The sequence below is a fragment of the Dyadobacter sp. 32 genome, assembly GCF_902506755.1.
Lineage (GTDB): Bacteria > Bacteroidota > Bacteroidia > Cytophagales > Spirosomataceae > Dyadobacter.
In genome coordinates this window covers 1,437,904-1,456,525 of sequence record NZ_LR735258.1, presented here as the reverse complement: position 1 = coordinate 1,456,525, position 18,622 = coordinate 1,437,904, and the positions used below count along the sequence as shown (strand labels likewise).

Genomic DNA, 18,622 nt, shown 5'->3' with positions numbered 1-18,622 from the left:
AGATATGAAAATAAAATTCTTTCTGCTCATATTGGTGCTGATTATCAGTGCCTGCCGCGTTGGAAAAGATTATCAGCGGCCGCAGCTGGGACTGCCAGACCAGTTTGGAACTACGCACAGTACTGACACTACGCTAAGCCAGGTCCCTGACGTAAAGTCTTTTTTCAAAGATGTGAATTTACAGGCGCTGATTGATACAGCCATTTTGCAAAACAATGACCTGGGCATTGCGGTTAAAAATATAGAATCGGCACAGGCTGTTCTAAAAAAGGTACGGCTTAATTACCTGCCTGATCTGAATGCACAGATTACGGCTAACCAGAATATTTCTTCCGCAAACAGTCTGGCCGGGATTGGTAATGAACAGTTCATTGGCTCGCGGAGTGTAAAGGATTTCAGCGCGTCATTAGGCCTAAGCTGGGAAATTGATATCTGGGGCAGGATCAGAAGAGAAAAACAAGAAGCCCTTGCAATGCTTTTGCAGATGCAGGAAGTCCGCAGGGCTGTACAAACCCAGTTGGTTGCAGATGTTGCGAACGGTTATTATAATCTTTTGATGTTAGACCGGCAGCTGGAGATTGCTGTTCAAAGCAGGCAGCTTAGCGATAGTACACTTGCTGTCACAAACGCACAGTACAAGGTAGGAGAGGCCAATCTGCTATCCATACGGCAGGCCGGGGCCCAGCTGGAATTAACCGCACAACTGACTGCTCAAATAGAGCAAAGTATTAAGGTGCAGGAAAATGCACTGAGTTTGCTGTGCGGAAAGTATGCACAGCATATTACTCGTCAACCCATTCAGCAAGAAGATATTTTGGATATTTCTGATGCCGCTTACAATGTGTCGATGCTAGCTGTCAGGCCGGATGTGCATGCGGCGGAGCTTGCCCTTGTGGCTGCGAATGCCCGTGTTGGAATTGCTCAGGCACAAATGTATCCGGCCCTGAGCATAACGGCCAGCGGTGGTTTGAATTCGTTTAAAGCTTCCAATTGGCTGAGCGTTCCCGGAGCGCTTTTTGGCTCGGTAGCCGGTGGCTTAACGCAGCCTGTCTTTCAGCGGCGTAGTCTTAAAACCCGTTATGAACAGGCGGTCATTGAAAGAGAAAAGGCGGTTCTCTCATTCCGACAAGCGGTTTTGCAAGGTTATACTGAAGTCTCTGATGCATTGGTCATAAACCAGAGCCTTGATGAGCAGTTTCTGGCAGCAGAAAGAAGGCAGCAGGCTTTACAAGAAGGCGTAGGTACAGCAGCTGTACTGTTTCGGACGGGTATGGTAAATTATCTTGAAGTATTAACGGTAGAAAATACGTACTTGCAAACGCGTTTAAACCTGGCGGAGCTTCAGCGTGAGAAAGCAGGAGCAATCATCGGGCTTTACCGTTCCCTGGGTGGCGGGTGGAAATGAGAGGCTTATTTTATATGATAAATTTACAAAGAGAACATCACATGGAAGCAGAAAGCCCGAAGCATAACCGGCGTTTAAGACTCATACTCATCCCGGTTGTGATGCTTTTGATCTATTTGCTTTCGTATCTGATGGATCCTGATAATGCTTTCTGGATATGCTCCATCAAAGGCGGAAGCAAAGAGCTCCTTGTTGAGATTTTTTTGGACCTAACTTTAAGCTGGGCGATTATTGAAACCAGCACAGGTATTGCATATAGCTTAGAAAAGAAATTTCCCTGGTCGGAATCTTCCCTGATACGGTTTATGATGCAAACGGTTCTGATCATCTTATGTGTGGCAACGCTGCTGTATTTGCAAGATATTGTTTTTACATTGATTTATGGCGATAAAAATTTTTCGGCTCAGGAGCGACTTGGAATCTGGCAATTTTTCATGGTTACCTTATTGGTGTCCGTAATGGTGAGCGCGGTCCATACGGGCTATTTTCTGTTGGAAAGATGGAAAATATCCATGTCCGAAGCCTCTGATCTTCGGATCAAATCACTGGAATTTAAGGAAATTGCCATGCAGGCCGAACTCCAGTCGCTGAAATTGCAGCTGGATCCGCATTTTATGTTTAACAATTTCAGTACGCTCTCTGAACTGATCAATGAAAATACGCAGACAGCTACATTATTTCTGGAAAATCTCTCGCGGGTATACCGATACATGATTCAGAATCTGAAAAAAGATCTGGTGACGGTAAAAGATGAGATCACCTTTGTCAATGCTTATGTGTTTTTGATCGCAATCCGGCATGGCGAAAATGTCCGGATCCATATTGATCTTGAAGAAACCATAATGAAAGGATTCATACCACCCATTACGATTCAGCTTCTGATTGAAAATGCAATCAAGCATAATATCGCTACGGCGCAAAAGCCATTAATAATCCACATCTTTTCTGTCGATCAAAGCAGCATTACAGTGACCAATAATGTTCAGCTGATCGCGCACAGTTTGCCGTCAACGAGTTTAGGACTTCAAAACATCGAAGACCGCTACCGTCTGCTATCAGGTGGGCTACCTGAAATTATCAGAACTTCGGATCAGTTTAGTGTGGTATTACCTGTGATAGACTTTTAATAATGCTTAAATGAAGATACTGGTCATAGAAGACGAAAAGCATAATGCAGCGCGTATACAAAGGATTGTAGAAGAAATTAATCCATCCTATCAGACAGTCGCCGTTCTGCAGACAGTCAGTGCCAGCGTGGAATGGCTCAATGCGCATGCAGCTCCCGACGTGATACTAATGGATGTCCGTCTTGCAGATGGCCTGTGCTTTGAGATTTTCGAACAAACAAGTGTATCAAGCCCGGTAATTTTCACAACAGCCTATGATGAATATGCAGTTCGAGCGTTTAAAGTCAGTGGAATCGATTATCTTTTAAAACCGATCGAAAAACAGGAGCTGATTGTGGCGCTGCTAAAAGTTAAGCCGGTGTCTGCTGGTTTTCAGCCAGATGCTGGTCTGACCGAGCTACTGAAAGTGTTCATTGAGCGCAATACGGTTTACCGACGGCGCTTTCTTATCCCGAGTTTTGATGGTTATAAAGCCATCGCTGTGGAAGAAATCGATTTAGTATATTCTGAATTTAAGGTTACACATATTACTTTGAAAAATGGATCGGTAGAAATCGTTTCACAAAGCCTCGAAGATTTGGAAGATGAGCTGGATCCCGAAACCTTTTTCAGAGCCAACCGTCAGATTATCGTTAATGTAAATTGTATCAAGAGTATTCAAAACGAGTTGAACGGAAAGCTTCGGATCATATTAAAAAGAGACTTCGATACAGAAATATTGGTAAGCAGGGAAAAGGCTCCGGTTTTTAAAGCCTGGCTGGATAGGTAAATGTTAATATACATCCCTTTACTTTGATTTTTTGACTGCCGCGGCGAAGCAGTTTCCAAACGTAGAGAAAGAGGGATAAAAGGATCGATCGTCAATAAAGTATCAATGAACAGACTGATTTAGGTTACGATCAATGACCTGAATGGTTATTATTGAGAAAGAGGATGGAATTCTGCAGAGTAAAGCTTATGTTATCGTTCCATACTAATTATCTATCTTACTATTTCAAAACATCTGAAATGGAATTTACCAGAATTAGCCCACATCCCGATCTGGAAGGTTTAGTTGAATGCTACTGGATGATGTACAGCGAGGATTCAGTGCCGCAGGTTGAGAAGATCATTCCGGATGGCATATAGAGATAATTTTCCATTATGGAGACGTAACGCGTTGTTCTATAATGCATTGGTTTTACGCACATTAAAAGTCAATGTTCAGCTTCATTCTGATGCCCCATTCGGATACGTCGGAACGGCTTTTTAAATAGGTAAACCTTCGGACTAAATCCACTCTTAAAAATTTGAATATATTGGAAACCCCCAGCCCCCCCTCGATATAGGGTATGTGGCCCAGGCTTCCTGAGAGCCGGTTTCCGTCGGGAGTCGAAGGCAAAAGCATTAAGTGTGAATTATACCCCGGCAGGCTCGATTTATCCAGCGTTCCGGACAACAGCTTAACCGTCAGCATTTCCCGTAGTTTCAGCTTTTTGATGAGTGGTATCTTATTGAAAAAAAATCCATTGAAAGAATGTTGAATGTGTAGGCTTGCATAACGGTTGCTAACAAATTCAAGATTGTTCATCAGGTTATAGGACTGTAGTTGGTTGGAATAGGACTGGTTGGCCCGGTGGATCGTCAGTAAAGGAAAAGGCAATGATCCTAAAACAATTCCCGCTTCTGCCGTAACATCGGAGAACCCAAGTTGTGAGAGAAAAAAACGTTTGGAAACGTTTATTGTAAACCGCTGGTAGTTGTATTGACCTCCCAGAAGACCCTTTATACCGACTGCCGCCCGGAGCGTGTAAACCGGGTAACTATTGATGATCGGCCTGCGATAACGTTTGCCCTGGAAAAAGGTCTCATGTGGGGCCCATCTGAGCTCTGAATAGATTTCGGACGTTGTGAGTTGATCGACTTTCTGACGGGTGTTGTTTTGTGAGGCCGACTCAAAGACCAGGATACCTGCGGGCGCGATTCTCTGGTTGCGATATCCTAACCTGAAGGCCAGGTGACCAGTAGTTTCGTGAAGGTATTCGAACTGGAATTTTTGATTGTACCACATCTTATTGTTGCTCCCTCTTCGGAAAGAAAGCAGGATATTGTCTTCCGTCAGAAAGCTAAGCTCCTGTCCGGGTATACGGATATCGCTGTTATAACGAACTGATACAGCTCGGACAGGAAACCGGTAAATGGAGCTATCCGTAAGGGATACGGTCATTCCCAGGCCATATTTTGTTCGGTGATCCCTGGTTCCATAGGCAAGGTATCCGTCCAGTACTACCCTTCGATTAAACAGCCCGGATGTTCGGGCGCCAACTTTTAACCTGGAACCTTCTACGGCGTTAAAGCTATAAAAGGAGGAGAATGGCCCAAATTCGAACGTCCTCAGGGGCGCATACCCGGAAATAAAAAAGGCGCTCAGTGCCATCGACTTACGGAAAGATCTGGAATTTTTGAGGCTATCGACATTGTTGAGTGCCTGTTGATCGATGGCTGAGAGTTGCTCGGGGCGGTCTATCCCCCCGGCGGCTGCACCTTCATTTTTTACATGGCTTTCCAAGGCATAGGGATAATTCCCACCTTGGACAAAGCCATCGCTGATGTAGGTCTTTTGGCCAAACACACCGATCCCTTCTTTGAATACACCAAGTAGCATTGACATCGTACTCCGGCTCAGGTAATATCGACCCGCAGTTTCGGTACGGTACTCGACAGATAGTTTCAGATCATTGAGCCAATTGATGTTTGCTTTTTCATTGATGGTAAAATCTGCACGTTTTACCGCATAACTTCCGTCCAGGGTAACGTAAAGAAATCCTGTGAGGAGCGCATCTTCCTTGTTGCGGGGAACCACGTTGACCTTTATCAGGTGAGGCTGGACGTTTTTGATCGTATCCTGCAAGTAATATTGGTAAAACAGGGGGGCCGTTTGGGCAATCGGACTCAGAAAGCGTCGGTTGCCTAAGGTAATGTCGACATCATAGAGATCCGGCTCTCCATATATCTTTTCCAAGAATTCATCAAAGCCATCTTCATCCAGGTACTGGTCGATGCGCGACTGGTTCTGGCCAAGAAAAATCGGTTTGGTTGCCTTCTGTTTTTCAACAGCATTCCAGGTGCTTTTTTCGTCCAGGTACACCGGTACCAGGGATTTACCCGCTATCCCTGAGGAATCCATCCCGGTTTTCAGGAATGGGTATTTGCGAAGTATCCAGGACTGGGATGCTTTGTCCTTGGCCAGGGCCAGCGACATAGTGAGTTTCTCGTACTTTTTAAATCCATAATCGTCCGTGGTACGGGCGTTGTTGCTGTCTTTGCGGGCGATGACCATCCTTATAAACTCTACAGCAGGATTATTTTTGTTACGATACCTTTTGCGTTTGCTGCTAATGGTCACCTCCTGGAGGCTGTTGGGATCCGAAGAAAGGAAGATCGCTAGATTTAGGGCTGTGGCGCTGTTAAAAGGAAAGTTTATTGTCTGGTAACCAACTGCGGAAAGCCTCAGGCTACCAGCTGCCTGGTGGGACCGGAAACGGAATCTGCCCAATGAGTCCGTAACGGTGCCTCCGGAGGCAATGCCTTCAAACTGCACCGTAATGAAGGCAAGCGGCTCCCGGGTGTCTTTGTCCAACACTACGCCCGATACAAGGATGGCGCCTTGTTGTGCTATGGCTGGCAGAGTCGCGAGTAACAGGAGGCCCGTATAAATTATTTTAAAAATCTTAGACACCATTCCCGGTTTACTTAAATTTGTATACGTAGCTTGATTATAGAGTCTTTGATCGGCGTGGATGGGAGCAGTCCGGCGGTATTGGACTGGATTTGGGGCATCAGTCATGAAGCATGATATTATCTCTTCTTCCAAATTCCGTTTTGTATTCTGCTTTGACTGGCTCAATAGTTTGTCGGGGGATATCGGCAATTTTGATGCACATCAATCCATCGATCACATTGCTGAAAGACGGGTCCACATTGAAGGCAACAAAACGGGCGTTCTGTTTTATGTATTTTTTGATCAGTACGGGCACTCGCCTACTTTCCGGCTCCAGCTCCTGGACAATCTGGTCAAGTCTGTTGAGATCTGTGCCGACCTGCTCAAAGAGGAAAGATCGATCCGGCTCGTTGAGGGTACCCCGGTATTCATTTTTAGGCTTAACCCAGCGCGCGAAATCCTCCTGATAGTAGTTACATTTCATAAAGTCGATCATCAGGGACTTGGAAAACTCACAAAAGTGATCACTGACGCTTACGCCTCCCAGCAGGAATTGATGCTGCGGGCTGCGCAGGGTAAGGTGAAGGATGCCTTTCCAAAGCAGGAATAGTGGCAGGGTTCTTTTTTGATATTCTTTGGTTACAAATGCCCTTCCCAGTTCGATGGACCGACGAAGAATGTCTGAAAATTCAGGTGCAAAATCGAAAAGCTCGCTGAGATAGAAACCACCTGTACCCTGTTGGCTGAAAATATCTGAGCCCAGGCCGACACGATAGGCGCCGGCTATTTTTCCGGTCTTTTCATCCCACAGAAATAAATGGTGATAGTGGGCATCATACCGGTCGGTGTCTGTTGCTTGATTAGTTCCTTCACCGGCCTCCCTAAAGGTGATTTCCCTTAGTATGCCGATCTGCCGCATAATGCTGGGGATGTGCTCAATTTTTGCCAGGAACACTTCGTAATTGTCGCAGGTTAATAAACTGTGCCCGGAAGCTCTTAGGTTCAGGATCTCGGATCGTAGCTGATCTGGGTCCGTCTGTGGGACCAAAGGAGCTTTCGTTTTCGCGGAGCTGTTTTGTGCTGTGCCCGTCTTTGTGCTGTTAAACGCCTTGGCAAGCATATAGGTTTTTTTACGCAAGAAATCGGAATATGCACTTATGTTGCCCAGTTCGTTCTGCCTGGCTACCGATATGGGTCTGCCAATCCGAATTTTAATTAATCTGTTTTTTTGAGAAAATAATTCGAAAGGCAGCATGGCGGTTCTAACATTGCCGCCCAGCTTTGCCAACAAATAAAAGAAAGGACTGTTTGTTGCATGAAAGTAAATGGGGATTACCGGCACTTGCGCTTTGCGGATCAACCGAAGAGCCGACGGATCCCATGGCCCGTCCGCAGCTAAGCCCATTTCCGGAAGGGTAGAGACTTCTCCTGCCGGAAATATCCCCAGTGGGTTTCCTCTGTGCAAATGAAGCAGGGCATCCTTAAGAGCGTTAACATTGGACAACGAATCTCTATAGTTTTTGAAGGGGTTTACGGGGAAAATGTGGGGTTTCATCGGGACGATTTTGTCAAGCAAAAAGTTGGCAAGAATTTTGTAGTTGGGATTTAATTCGAGCATCACTTTTAAGAGCAAGATTCCGTCAATTCCACCAAGGGGGTGATTGGAAACAGTAATGTATGCCCCGTCCTTCGGCAATCGATTCAAGTCATCTGCCGAAACCTGATATTGCACGTCAAATTCATGGAGAGCCTCGTTTAAAAATGTTACACCTTTTAAATGCTGTGTTTTATCGTAAACCTTATTCACTGCGTCGATCCTAAGGATTTTCATCAGCATAGAGGCTACTAAATTACCGGCAAGCCCAAATCTGTTGATTCTTATGGCCTTGGCGATATCGCTAGCTGTTACCAAGTCCGTCTTCCCTTTTTTTAAAAAAGACATTTGCATGTTTACTGATTAAATGTTGTATTGGTTTCTTACCTCGTAGAAATTTAAAATTGCTGTTGGTTTCCTCTTGCGGCTAAAAATCATCAGCTCGCTTTGCCTCCGTTGCTCCGCGGAATGGCGGTGAGTCGTTAAGTCAAAGTAAACTCATATTTAGAATTCGGTGGGCAAAAGAATGACCAACACGTCGACAATCGTGACAAACTTGTTTTGCCATCCCCTTCTTTTCAGTATGGCTAAGTCCTTGGGCTATCGGCATGGGAGCGGCTGCAGCCGCAGGCACTTCAATGAATGGCAGCTTTGCTGGCGGAACATGGAATCGTTTTAGAAATTCCCGTAGTCCGATTCGAGGCCCTTCCTTTTTCCCAGGGGGGGCCGACGAATCTTGTCAATGGCAGGTAGCGGTACTGGTGACCAACGTCGTTAGTCACCAGTGCCGCCATATTGCTCATTTAATTTTCAGCCGGAATGGAAAAATATTTTCCTTTGGCAGAGCCCTCCAATAACTGAATGATTAGGGTGTAAGAAGTTTAACTTCTTGCCTTAATAAGCAGGTTTAAACGGAGCAGGGTCTGCGAACGGTAACGAGATCGGAGTATTGCCATAAAACCAGTGTTATTTAGATGTATAAATATTTTTTAATTGCCGCGCTGACGATAGGTGGCTCGGAAAAAGCGTCCGGTCAAGTTCAGACGCAGCAGTATGATGTGCTTCATGATGACCGATTTGTGGGAAAGATGCTCGTTACGAAAATTGGCGATGAGCGAAAATGTGTCTTTAAGCTGACTTTCAATGCGTCGTTAAGTCTAGTAATAAAGAATATGGTTATTGAAGGCATTGAGGAAGCGTCTTTCGAAAAAGGTGTACTTGTATACTCGAAAGTCATGCGAAAAGTGAATGGCTATATTAAAACCGATAAGTACACAACAAAAGAAAAAAATGCTTATGTGGCCTACGAGGGGAATACCAAAACAGGGATTCCCTTGGCCGAGATAACGTCTAACTTTTTCACTTTGTTATTTGCCGAACCGGTTAGTGAACCCACAACTTATTCCGACAACCTTCAAAGGAAGGTGGCAATTGTTAGAGCTGGTGCGCACGTTTACCAGGTTGTTACCAAAAACGGTCACTTCAATCGATACAGCTATGTAAATGGAGCATGTTCCATGATTGAAATGAACACGCTGATGCTGAGCCTAAGATTAAAGCGACGTTAGGTGGAATAGTGAAGGGCTATCGCTTCTGAGCTTGCCGAAAGCATCCCTATTATATATAATCTGTAATCCTAAAAGTCTAAGCCTTAATTTAGAAAGGCATGTTCTATTTGCCCAGTAGTTCAATTTTCCTCCGCAACGTTAGCTGTACAATCTTGGATTTTGTCAAATTAATTGCTTCCTCGTAATGTTTAATCGATTTGGCAATATTGGTATCTGAATACAAATAGCCTAACAATTGATGATAATAGCTGTTTTCAGTCAGATTCAATTTTTCAGCCTCGCCAATTGCTTTTTCATGTCCATACACCCTGGCGAAAGCAAATGCTCTATTTAGTGCTATGATTGGTGAATACTCAATTAAAATCAGTTGATTATACAACTGTAAAATGTGTTCCCATCTATTTACATCCGCTGGTGTAGTATGCCAATAGGCTATACCTGCTTCCAAATGAAATTTCGAAATCTCGCTCCCGTTTGTGGCGTTTACCAAATAATAGTTACCTCTTAGAATGAGCGACTTGTCCCATAAATCTTTGTTTTGTTCCTCAAACAAAATAACCTCATTGCTATCGTTGTATCTTGCAATCAAACGAGAGCTTTGGAAACACATTAAGGCGAGTAGCGCATTTAACTGAGCCGTGTTCGTCAGCGAGTTGTCCGTTAGCAACAAAGCTAATCTGGTTGCCTCGGAACAAAGTTCAAGTCTGATCTGCCTGTCGCTTGTACTAGAAAAGTATCCCTCATTAAACAACAGGTATAACGTTTTTAGAACCGTATCCAACCTTAATTTGATTTCGGCTTCGGTTAAATTTCTGATTTGGAAATTATCGCTGCGAAGATTAATCCTTGCTCTTTGCAAACGCTTTTTTATCGTTTCAGTCTTAGCAGAGCGTGTTTGGGATTTCAGAAAGTACGAGGATCGTATCATCTTTGTGGTGACGAAACCTTTTAGAATTGATCAAACAGTACATTAGACTGACCGACCCTCAATGGGGTGCAATATCGGCATTTTTAGATATAAAACGTAAGCGGAAAATAGAGCTGCGGGATGTTATGGATGCAATTTTATATATATTAAGAACAGGTTGCCAGTGGAGGAATCTTCCGGAATGCTACCCCCATTGGCAAGCTGTATTTTGGCGGTCCGCCGCGCGGTACTTTTCCAAATGGAAAAAGCAAAATATTTTCGCAGATATTAATACTGTTCTCAATAAATTAGATAGAAAAAATAACGGTAGAGATGAAAATCCTGCCATATTTAGTGTTGATAGTCAATCAGTTAAACTATCTCCGATGATTTGTGAAAATAGAGGCTTGGATGCGAATAAAAAAGTAAATGGCAGGAAAAGGCAATTACTTGTTGATAGCGGTGGCAGGCTATGGTTTGCACGTGTTGATGCTGCAAATCATCCGGATGGAGCGGCTGCGCTGGCCTTTTTGCCAGATATTATTTGCCAGGATGAGCGGCTGACTAAAATATATGGAGACCAAGCATACAACGGTGTTTTCGCAAAGGAAGTTGAAAAATCTGGCATCGAATTTGAGAAAGCTGCTAAACCAGAATCTTCCAAAGGATTTGTTCCTGTTGCCAAAAGATGGGTTGTTGAAAGGACCATTGCCTGGTCAAATTTCTTCAGGAGAATAGTAAAAGATTATGAATATACCGTATCATCTTCTGTAAACTGGCTGTATCTGGCAAATATTCAAATCATGTTACAACGAATTCATCCCGTTGACCAAACTTAATTCCCAAACATGCTCTTATAACACGTTGTAAATAAATCAATTACGGCCGTTCTTTGATTTTTTGATTTGACATGTAGCTTTGTGGCTTTACACGAGGCTATGAATTCAGGAAAGTACGTTTTTGCTCAGCTATTGCATTTTATTGACTGTTATGAGTTTGAAAAATGTTTTTCAAAATACAATGGTGATTTCCGAATGCTCTTTCACTTGTAAATTCTTTTGATGATTGGCAAACAGACAGAAAATTCAGCAACATCACTTTGCTTTTGTGTTGGTGAGGTTAGCGAGCGATTTATGTAGCGTGGGTTTTTATGAAATTATGATATGTAGGTAGATTGATGAAGAATAAAGCCGACATTTCCTATACCAGCCATTATTTTGACATTATTTCTTATATTTATGAATCAGCTAGCGAACTTATCGGGTACTTATAAAGTGATCTGGCGACTTGTTACATGCATTCAATTGTTACTACCCTCTAAAACTTAACGCACGGTGTTTAATCTTACTAAAGGAGTAGTTGGCGTTGTACTAATTAATATGTGCATCGCACATAACGTTGCCGCATTTGTCAATCAGCAATCAGATTCAATTAAGGTGGGGGTTCTTCATTCGCTGACAGGTACCATGGCAATAAGCGAACGATCACTAGTAGATGCGACACTGCTTGCGATCGAAAGGATTAATAAAACCGGAGGAATTAATGGCAAGTTTATAAAGCCAGTGATTGAAGATGGGGCTTCGAACTGGAGTACATTTGCAAAGAAGGCTGAAAAACTAATTGTAAAGGACAAAGTTTGCTCGATCTTTGGGTGCTGGACCTCTGCGAGTAGAAAAGCAGTTCTACCAGTCATTGAAAAATACAACAACCTATTGTGGTATCCTCTGCAGTATGAAGGAGGCGAATTCTCAAAGAATGTCATCTATTCCGGTGCTACACCCAATCAACAAATTTTTCCAGCCCTAAACTGGTGTATGAGCAATATCGGCAAGCGGTTTTTTCTGGTTGGTTCAGATTACATTTTTCCGCGTGAGGCAAATCGGCAAATCAAACAATACCTAAAAGCTCAGGGTGGAATCGTTTGTGGAGAGGAGTATGTACCGATGGGAGATCAAAATTTTAGGAATATTGTAAAGATGATTAACGCAGAAAAACCTGATGTAATCTTCAATACTGTTAACGGAAGTAGCAATATTGGACTTTTCCTTGAACTGTTCACCAATAGCTCTGATACACTAAATAAAATTCCGGTAATGTCTGTGAGCCTCGCTGAGGAGGAACTTCGTAGTGTTGGGACAATGCTGACCAATGGAAACTATTGTTCATGGACCTATTTTCAAAGTATATCGAGCCCTCAAAACATTAATTTTGTAAACGATTTTAAAAATAAATTTGGACTATCCCGTGTAACAAGTGACCCAATTGAAGCAGCGTACAGCCAGGTCTTACTCTTCGCTGCTGCAGCAAGTAATTCCAACTCCTTTCTTCCCGAGGAGATTCGCTCCAAAGTGCTTGGCAGGTCTGTGCTGGCACCTGGCGGGATTTTGAAAATAGATGAAAACAACCAACATGCATGGAAATATTCTCGGATTGCACGAATTAATCAAGATGGTCAGTTCGAAATTCTAAACAGTTCATCAGTTCCTATTCGTCCAGAGCCGTTCCCGAAAATTATATTTGAGAATGGGCAAAATACACAAAATCAACGAGAAGCGTTGCGGGCATCTGCCTTGGCACAAATTGTTTCATCAAAAAATCTTCCCGAGCAGATAGGAGTAATTAGCAGGCTACTTAAATCAGGTGATCCCGAGTTAGTATCTGTGGCCTTTGCTGAGGTTCGGACTAGATCTATACGCTCAAAGGATCTTATTGATAGCTATATTTTGCTAATTAATAATGAACAGATGTCCTTTGCCCAAGAAGCTATTGATCAGGTCATTAAATTAGGACAGGATGGAGTTCATGCACTCCCAAGTTTAATCGAAGCATGTGAAAGCACGTCTGCCGGCATCAGGTTGCGTGCACAGTTAGCAGTTGTGTACCTAGCCAACAATGCCAGAGTCAACAAAGACCCAAGTAACTTAGGTGTTTTCGAAAAAGCGAAACAGATTATTTCCCATGATTTGACATTTTCAAAAAGCAACGAGTTCTCAAGCCTCAAGCAATCGGTCAGCGAAATCAGCAGTGTAAGGAATAATTCAATTTTCCGGGTTTTGTTAGAAACCGTTCTAGGAAGTGTTATACTCTCACTGGTGAGTATCTACATTCTTGCAATTCTCTTTGTATGGTTTATTCTGTTGCGGGTATCGCCATTATTGGTTTACAGAGCAAACGATTTCATTAGAAAAAATCTTAGCTATGTTGTTTGGGGCGATGTTGATCTGTCGCACTTTGTGAAATACTTTCTGGTCGTTGGTTTTTTTTATTCTTCCGAACGAGTCCTAAATGCGTGGGTCAGTGCACACATACGAAGTGCCATAAGAAACTTCCAGAACCTAAATACCGTTCGTAGCAGGGAGACGTACATACCTATTCCGGTATCTATTGATGGAGTCAATAAGCCGGACTTTCTCATCAGCGACCTTGATCAGATCGTTAGCAAGAAACGATGGTGTATTTTGATCCACGGAGAGGGAGGTATCGGAAAAACCTCACTTGCATGTCAGATTGCAAAAGCCTTTCTGAGAACAACGGAAAAAGCAGTCCAAAGTAGAAGAACAATGATTCCTGTATTGATTGAACCGGGCTCTGGTTATGACATAAACGACATCGATAAATTTAAGGAGATGATTCTGGGTCACTTAAACTCAATAATTGATTCGACAGAACCCATTTCAATGGATTTTATGGATAAGCTCCTTATTGGGGGGAGAATACTCGTTATTGTTGACGATGTTTCTGTACTAGGCGACCAGGAATGGAGCTTACCGAATACTTCCAGGTTTCCCATTTCTTCATTAATTGTGACTTCAAGGAAAAAACAACGGCTAGGCAACACAAACTATAATGAAATTGAGCCTCTCAAAGTGAGTGGAGAAAAGCTTTCTTCATTCATGGATGCTTACCTTCATAAAAAAGGGTGCCGGGATCTATTTTCTGATTCTGAGTTTTTTAAAGCTTGTCAAAAACTTACTGGCATTGTCGGAGACAATGGGAGCAGGTCTATCACCGTTTTATTCGCAAAAATGTATGCCGATCAGATGATCGCTGTTAAAAATGGTAATGCTCACGATCCATTACCACATGATATTCCTGAGATGATGTCAGCTTTTGTAAGTGAATTAAACAGAAACAGACAACACATAAATAATATCTTTGACAATAGAACGGTTCAAAATGCTATATATGCTATTGCTTGGGAGTGCTGTAAGGATCGACTTTTTCCGGGAGTCGCTAGTCTTGACAGCATATATACGATTCTCGGTGAAAATGGGAAAAATCTAGTTAATTATCTCGAAACCGAGCTGGAAATTATAAGTGTCACCGGAACTGGTTTTGACAAGATCAAGTTTTCACTGGATCCCCTGGCCGAATATTGCGCTAGTTTTCATTTGATCAGTAAATATCAATCTGATGTTAAAGCCTGGAAAGACCTAGTTGACAGACTCAGAATTTCAGATGATCTGGAAGGGCAAAGTAAGGGCTTTTTATTTGCTCTCGCGGATACTGTTCATAATCGTGCGCTGCAAGATGGAATTCCTGATTTTGTCTCAAAAACTCTTTCTGGACTTGCCAACATGGGCGACCGCGAGCTTGAAGCTATAAAGGTTGGAATACTGCATTCAATGACAGGCTCGATGTCGATTAGCGAGCGGTCGTTGGTAGATGCTATAAAATTGTCAATTGAGGAAATAAATGAGCAAGGAGGATTGCTGGGCAGACAAATTATACCGGTAGTTGAAGATGGGGCGTCAGATTGGTCAATGTTCGATAAGAAGTCACGAAAGTTGATTTTAGAAGACAACGTCTGTTCGGTGTTCGGTTGCTGGACGTCAGCCAGCAGAAAGGCCGTTTTACCTGTTGTTGAGGAATTAAACAATTTGCTGTGGTACCCAATTCAATATGAGGGCGGGGAGTCCTCTCCCAATGTGATTTATTCTGGAGCAACCCCAAACCAGCAAATAATACCTGCACTGGACTGGTGTCTGGAGAATCTAGGCGATAAAATATTTTTGATTGGATCTGATTATATATTTCCTCGTCAGGCTAATTATCTGATTAGGAAATATTTGACTCAGAAGAATATTGAACCTTTTGGAGAAGAGTATATACCTCTCGGTGAGCGAGATTTTTCCCAAATCGTAGAAAAACTAAATAGTTCTGGTGCAAATGTAGTCTTCAATACGGTGAATGGTAATAGCAATATGGCTCTGTTTGCTGAACTTAATAAACAAGGGATGACCTCAGACAAGATTCCAGTGATGTCGGTCAGCATCGCGGAAGACGAGTTAGCCAGTATTGGATTTAGTATCACGGAGGGCAATTATTGTAGCTGGGCCTATTTCCAAAGCATAACTTCTGAGGAAAATCATGAATTTGTCAATGCATTTAAAAGGGCGAACGGGTTGAACCGAGTCACGGACGACCCAATCGAATCTTCGTATATGCAAGTTAAATTATTTGGAAAGGCAGTACAGATTGCCGGCTCAACCGATCCTCGTGCAATCAGAAATGCCGCAAAAGGGTTGGAGATGACTGGACCACGCGGCCTTGTTAAAATTGATCCTGAAAATCAACACACCTGGAAAGTTTCTCGTATCGGAAAAATAAAAAGTGATGGGCAGTTTCAGATCGTGCACACATCGCCTGATCTGATCAGGCCCGAACCATTTGCGTTCTATTCTCAGGAAAAAATTTTAGACTCCGATATAACGGCTCATACTATTCTATAGAACTAAAATGTAAAATAACGCCAATAGAACGCCCACAGAATAAGCACGTAATCCTGTGGGATTGATGAGCATGAGCTTTATGAGATAATAAGAGACGCAACTGACATAATGGTTTTCAACTCCAGATTGTCTCCTTAAGCGTCAATCCTTATATTGTTCCTATCATTTAGTTTTGCAAACCACCTGGTCCATTCGAAAATTTCTCCAACTGTTCCGTCACCTCGAAACACTGGATTTTCCATTTGTTAATCTGTAAATCGACTTCTCGACCTTCAATGGCCATTTAATTCTTTTACAGTCTGTTAAGCAGTTATTCCATTCTAAACCTCCCTATCCATCGATGAAACTTATCAATAACCTAGACACCTTACTTAGCGATGAACTTAAATTAGCCATGTGGCCTAATTGCGAAGTTTTTATCTGCGTTTGTTACAGCTCAATTAATGCGGTGTTTTCTTTGATTCAAGAATTTCAGGTAGCATCAAAGATTTTTTTGTTGCTGGACACTGATATTGATCAGGATCAAAGATTTTCTTACGACAGTCAGGAATGGTCACAACATCTTGAATTAAATGGGAAGTTTAAAGCGGAGTAGGTTCACCATCTTGTTGAAACAAAATTTGAAGTAAGGCAGGGAAAGGCAGGTGGACAAAAATTCGTACTGGTGAAAAATGAAGGAGAATCACACTGTTTTTCTAACGTGCCACAGGGTTCTTAACCTATTACGCCTTGGCTTGTTGCCATCATCGTCGCCAATTATCATAAGTACATTTGAGGATTTGGGCGGGAGCCGCTTTTGCCACTTTGAAATTACAGATTAGTGGTACACCAAAACAAATTACCGTCTCTTGCCAACTGGTACGTTAAACTGTACTATTTAGAAGCACATAATGGTATTTTGTCGGTTATTCTACCTATCTGAGTTCTATACTTTTACCAAGTTAAATAAAGACTTACTCTAATATTTAAAGGTATATGTTTACTAATAAAGTTTATTTTAAACATATATCTTTAAAAAGTTTGTTGACTTTTAAGTATATACCTTTAATTTTGTAGTCGGAAATAAAGGTAGTTTATATGAAAGTTCCTAATAACCATCTTCTTAGCATAAGACAGCTTGATGCAAAATTGAGTGATTTGGCTCCACTTGGCAAAATTAGCCAGCCACCCAAAGGCTGGATCAGCCAGTTGCGTAAGGCTATCAACATGTCGTTGCAACAAATGGGAAACCGCTTGTCTAAAACACCACAGGCAATCAAGGAAATTGAAAGGCGCGAGAGTGATGAGAGTATTACACTGAAATCGCTTAGAGAGGCTGGTGATGCCTTAAACATGAGGCTTGTCTATGGATTTGTACCTAAGAACGGAAGCCTGGAACAGATGATTGAAGATCGGGCAAGGGCACTTGCCGTCACAATAGTCCAAAGAACGTCCACAACGATGAAGCTGGAAGATCAAGAAAATTCTAACTCACGTTTAAAACAAGCCGTTGACGAATTAACCCAGGATATTAAACGCGAGATGCCGAGAAGCCTATGGGATTAGAGCTGCACTATGACGAGGGGCAGACACCCCTTGATGAAGAAGAAAAAGAAGGATTGCTTCTGGAAACAGTTACCACACGCGGTGAGTTGGACGAAGTCGAACAACGCAATATTGAAGAAGCAGTTCGCTGGACAATCGAACGTCGTAGGAAATTCACAGCCGCTGAAATCCTGACAGAAGACTTCATGAAATCGCTCCATAAGCGAATGCTTGCAAGCGTCTGGCAGTGGGCCGGTTCATTCAGGAATACCAATAAAAATCTTGGCGTTGATAAGTATCAAATCGGTTTGGAACTTCGAATGTTGTTGGACGATTGTAAATATTGGGTTGAAAACAATACCTATTCACCCGACGAAATCGCTGTTCGGTTTAAACATCGCATAGTTTCAATTCACTGTTTTTCTAACGGAAATGGCAGGCATTCCCGGTTGATTGCCGATATCATCGTAGAAAAAATATTTGGCGGGGAGGTATTTACTTGGGGAAGCCTGAATTTGACCAAAGGTGGCGATATGAGATCGGCTTATCTAAATGCTTTGCGCCAAGCTGACAAAGGAATTTATGACGCTTTGGTAGCGTTTGCACGGTCATAGTTTTGTCTCTCCAAATACCTTTGTGATTAATTTGTGCAATTAAGTTACACATAGCCTTGTCTCCAACAATGATATCTTTATAAAATTATTTATCTTGTTGGAAATGTAATAAATTTATTAACTTGATTGCCCAGATCGAAGGGTAATTATTCAATATATGGACTTGCATCATGGTATATTTTTCTGACTATTTTAATGTCAATCCTGACGATTTAGAAGAATACGGCGCTTTTGATATATCATTGATAAACGATCTCCCCCTTTTTATTGATCCGTTTCTATTATACGGAAGTGAAAAACCGGAATACGAAGCCCTGCATGACGGTATACTTAAATATCTTTCATTTCTGCAGGCAAAGTCAAAGCGGTTAGGAACAAATTAAGATGTTCCGCGAATACATATAGTGTCATCCGGAAGTAGTTCATTATCGCATTTGCCTTTTGACAGCAA

Annotated in this window: 14 protein-coding genes; 11 read left to right on the top strand and 3 right to left on the bottom strand. The window is 42.5% G+C overall.

Translation table 11 applies throughout. The features are described from left to right. The first annotated feature begins 4 nt into the window (after positions 1–4). The 4 genes from DYADSP32_RS05765 (at position 5) to DYADSP32_RS05750 (ending at position 3,660) form a co-directional block, all read left to right on the top strand. Positions 5–1,405, top strand: a complete 1,401-nt coding sequence (locus DYADSP32_RS05765; RefSeq protein ID WP_149243609.1) for an efflux transporter outer membrane subunit — start codon at positions 5–7, stop codon at positions 1,403–1,405. Positions 1,406–1,419: 14 nt separating this feature from the next. Next, a complete protein-coding gene (locus tag DYADSP32_RS05760; RefSeq protein ID WP_414617550.1) occupies positions 1,420–2,532 on the top strand; it encodes a sensor histidine kinase in 1,113 nt (370 codons plus the stop codon). A gap of 10 nt (positions 2,533–2,542) precedes the next feature. Further along, positions 2,543–3,301, top strand: a complete 759-nt coding sequence (locus DYADSP32_RS05755; protein WP_149243611.1) for a LytR/AlgR family response regulator transcription factor — start codon at positions 2,543–2,545, stop codon at positions 3,299–3,301. Between the two features lie 239 nt (positions 3,302–3,540). Then, a complete protein-coding gene (locus DYADSP32_RS05750; protein WP_414617549.1) occupies positions 3,541–3,660 on the top strand; it encodes a DUF6597 domain-containing transcriptional factor in 120 nt (39 codons plus the stop codon). A 61-nt stretch (positions 3,661–3,721) separates the two neighbouring features. Here DYADSP32_RS05750 and DYADSP32_RS05745 read toward each other — a convergent pair whose 3' ends face one another. Together DYADSP32_RS05745 and DYADSP32_RS05740 are read right to left on the bottom strand one after the other, a co-directional pair. Then, entirely contained in the window at positions 3,722–6,253 is a 2,532-nt protein-coding gene (locus DYADSP32_RS05745) for a DUF5686 family protein (RefSeq protein ID WP_414617548.1), read from the bottom strand. Positions 6,254–6,350: 97 nt separating this feature from the next. After that, the gene (locus DYADSP32_RS05740) at positions 6,351–8,174 is read right to left on the bottom strand and encodes a lysophospholipid acyltransferase family protein (RefSeq protein ID WP_149243613.1); all 1,824 of its coding nucleotides are present in this window, start codon (positions 8,172–8,174) and stop codon (positions 6,351–6,353) included. 626 nt (positions 8,175–8,800) lie between these two features. On the opposite strand from DYADSP32_RS05740, the gene DYADSP32_RS05735 reads away from it, so the two are divergent. Further along, entirely contained in the window at positions 8,801–9,394 is a 594-nt protein-coding gene (locus tag DYADSP32_RS05735; RefSeq protein WP_149243614.1) for a DUF6134 family protein, read from the top strand. Between the two features lie 103 nt (positions 9,395–9,497). Here the strand turns inward: DYADSP32_RS05735 and DYADSP32_RS05730 are convergent, their stop codons facing one another. Then, positions 9,498–10,322, bottom strand: a complete 825-nt coding sequence (locus DYADSP32_RS05730; protein ID WP_414617547.1) for an RNA polymerase sigma factor — start codon at positions 10,320–10,322, stop codon at positions 9,498–9,500. Between the two features lie 26 nt (positions 10,323–10,348). On the opposite strand from DYADSP32_RS05730, the gene DYADSP32_RS05725 reads away from it, so the two are divergent. The 6 genes from DYADSP32_RS05725 to DYADSP32_RS05700 all read left to right on the top strand — a co-directional run bounded on the left by DYADSP32_RS05725 (position 10,349) and on the right by DYADSP32_RS05700 (position 18,171). Continuing rightward, on the top strand, positions 10,349–11,140 hold the full coding sequence (locus tag DYADSP32_RS05725; RefSeq protein ID WP_149243615.1) for an IS5 family transposase: 792 nt from the start codon (positions 10,349–10,351) through the stop codon (positions 11,138–11,140). A gap of 99 nt (positions 11,141–11,239) precedes the next feature. Then, entirely contained in the window at positions 11,240–11,353 is a 114-nt protein-coding gene (locus DYADSP32_RS05720; protein ID WP_149243616.1) for a DUF4372 domain-containing protein, read from the top strand. Positions 11,354–11,635: 282 nt separating this feature from the next. Continuing rightward, positions 11,636–16,033, top strand: coding sequence for an urea ABC transporter substrate-binding protein (locus DYADSP32_RS05715; RefSeq protein WP_149243617.1), 4,398 nt, complete (start codon positions 11,636–11,638; stop codon positions 16,031–16,033). A gap of 340 nt (positions 16,034–16,373) precedes the next feature. Further along, positions 16,374–16,628 carry a hypothetical protein gene (locus DYADSP32_RS05710; protein ID WP_149243618.1) on the top strand — a complete coding sequence of 85 codons (255 nt, stop codon included), beginning with the start codon at positions 16,374–16,376 and terminating at the stop codon, positions 16,626–16,628. A gap of 482 nt (positions 16,629–17,110) precedes the next feature. Next, positions 17,111–17,578, top strand: a complete 468-nt coding sequence (locus DYADSP32_RS05705) for a mobile mystery protein A (protein WP_149243619.1) — start codon at positions 17,111–17,113, stop codon at positions 17,576–17,578. Next, on the top strand, positions 17,569–18,171 hold the full coding sequence (locus DYADSP32_RS05700) for a mobile mystery protein B (protein ID WP_149243620.1): 603 nt from the start codon (positions 17,569–17,571) through the stop codon (positions 18,169–18,171). The genes DYADSP32_RS05705 and DYADSP32_RS05700 overlap by 10 nt, the downstream gene beginning before the upstream one ends. The last annotated feature ends 451 nt before the right edge of the window (positions 18,172–18,622 follow it).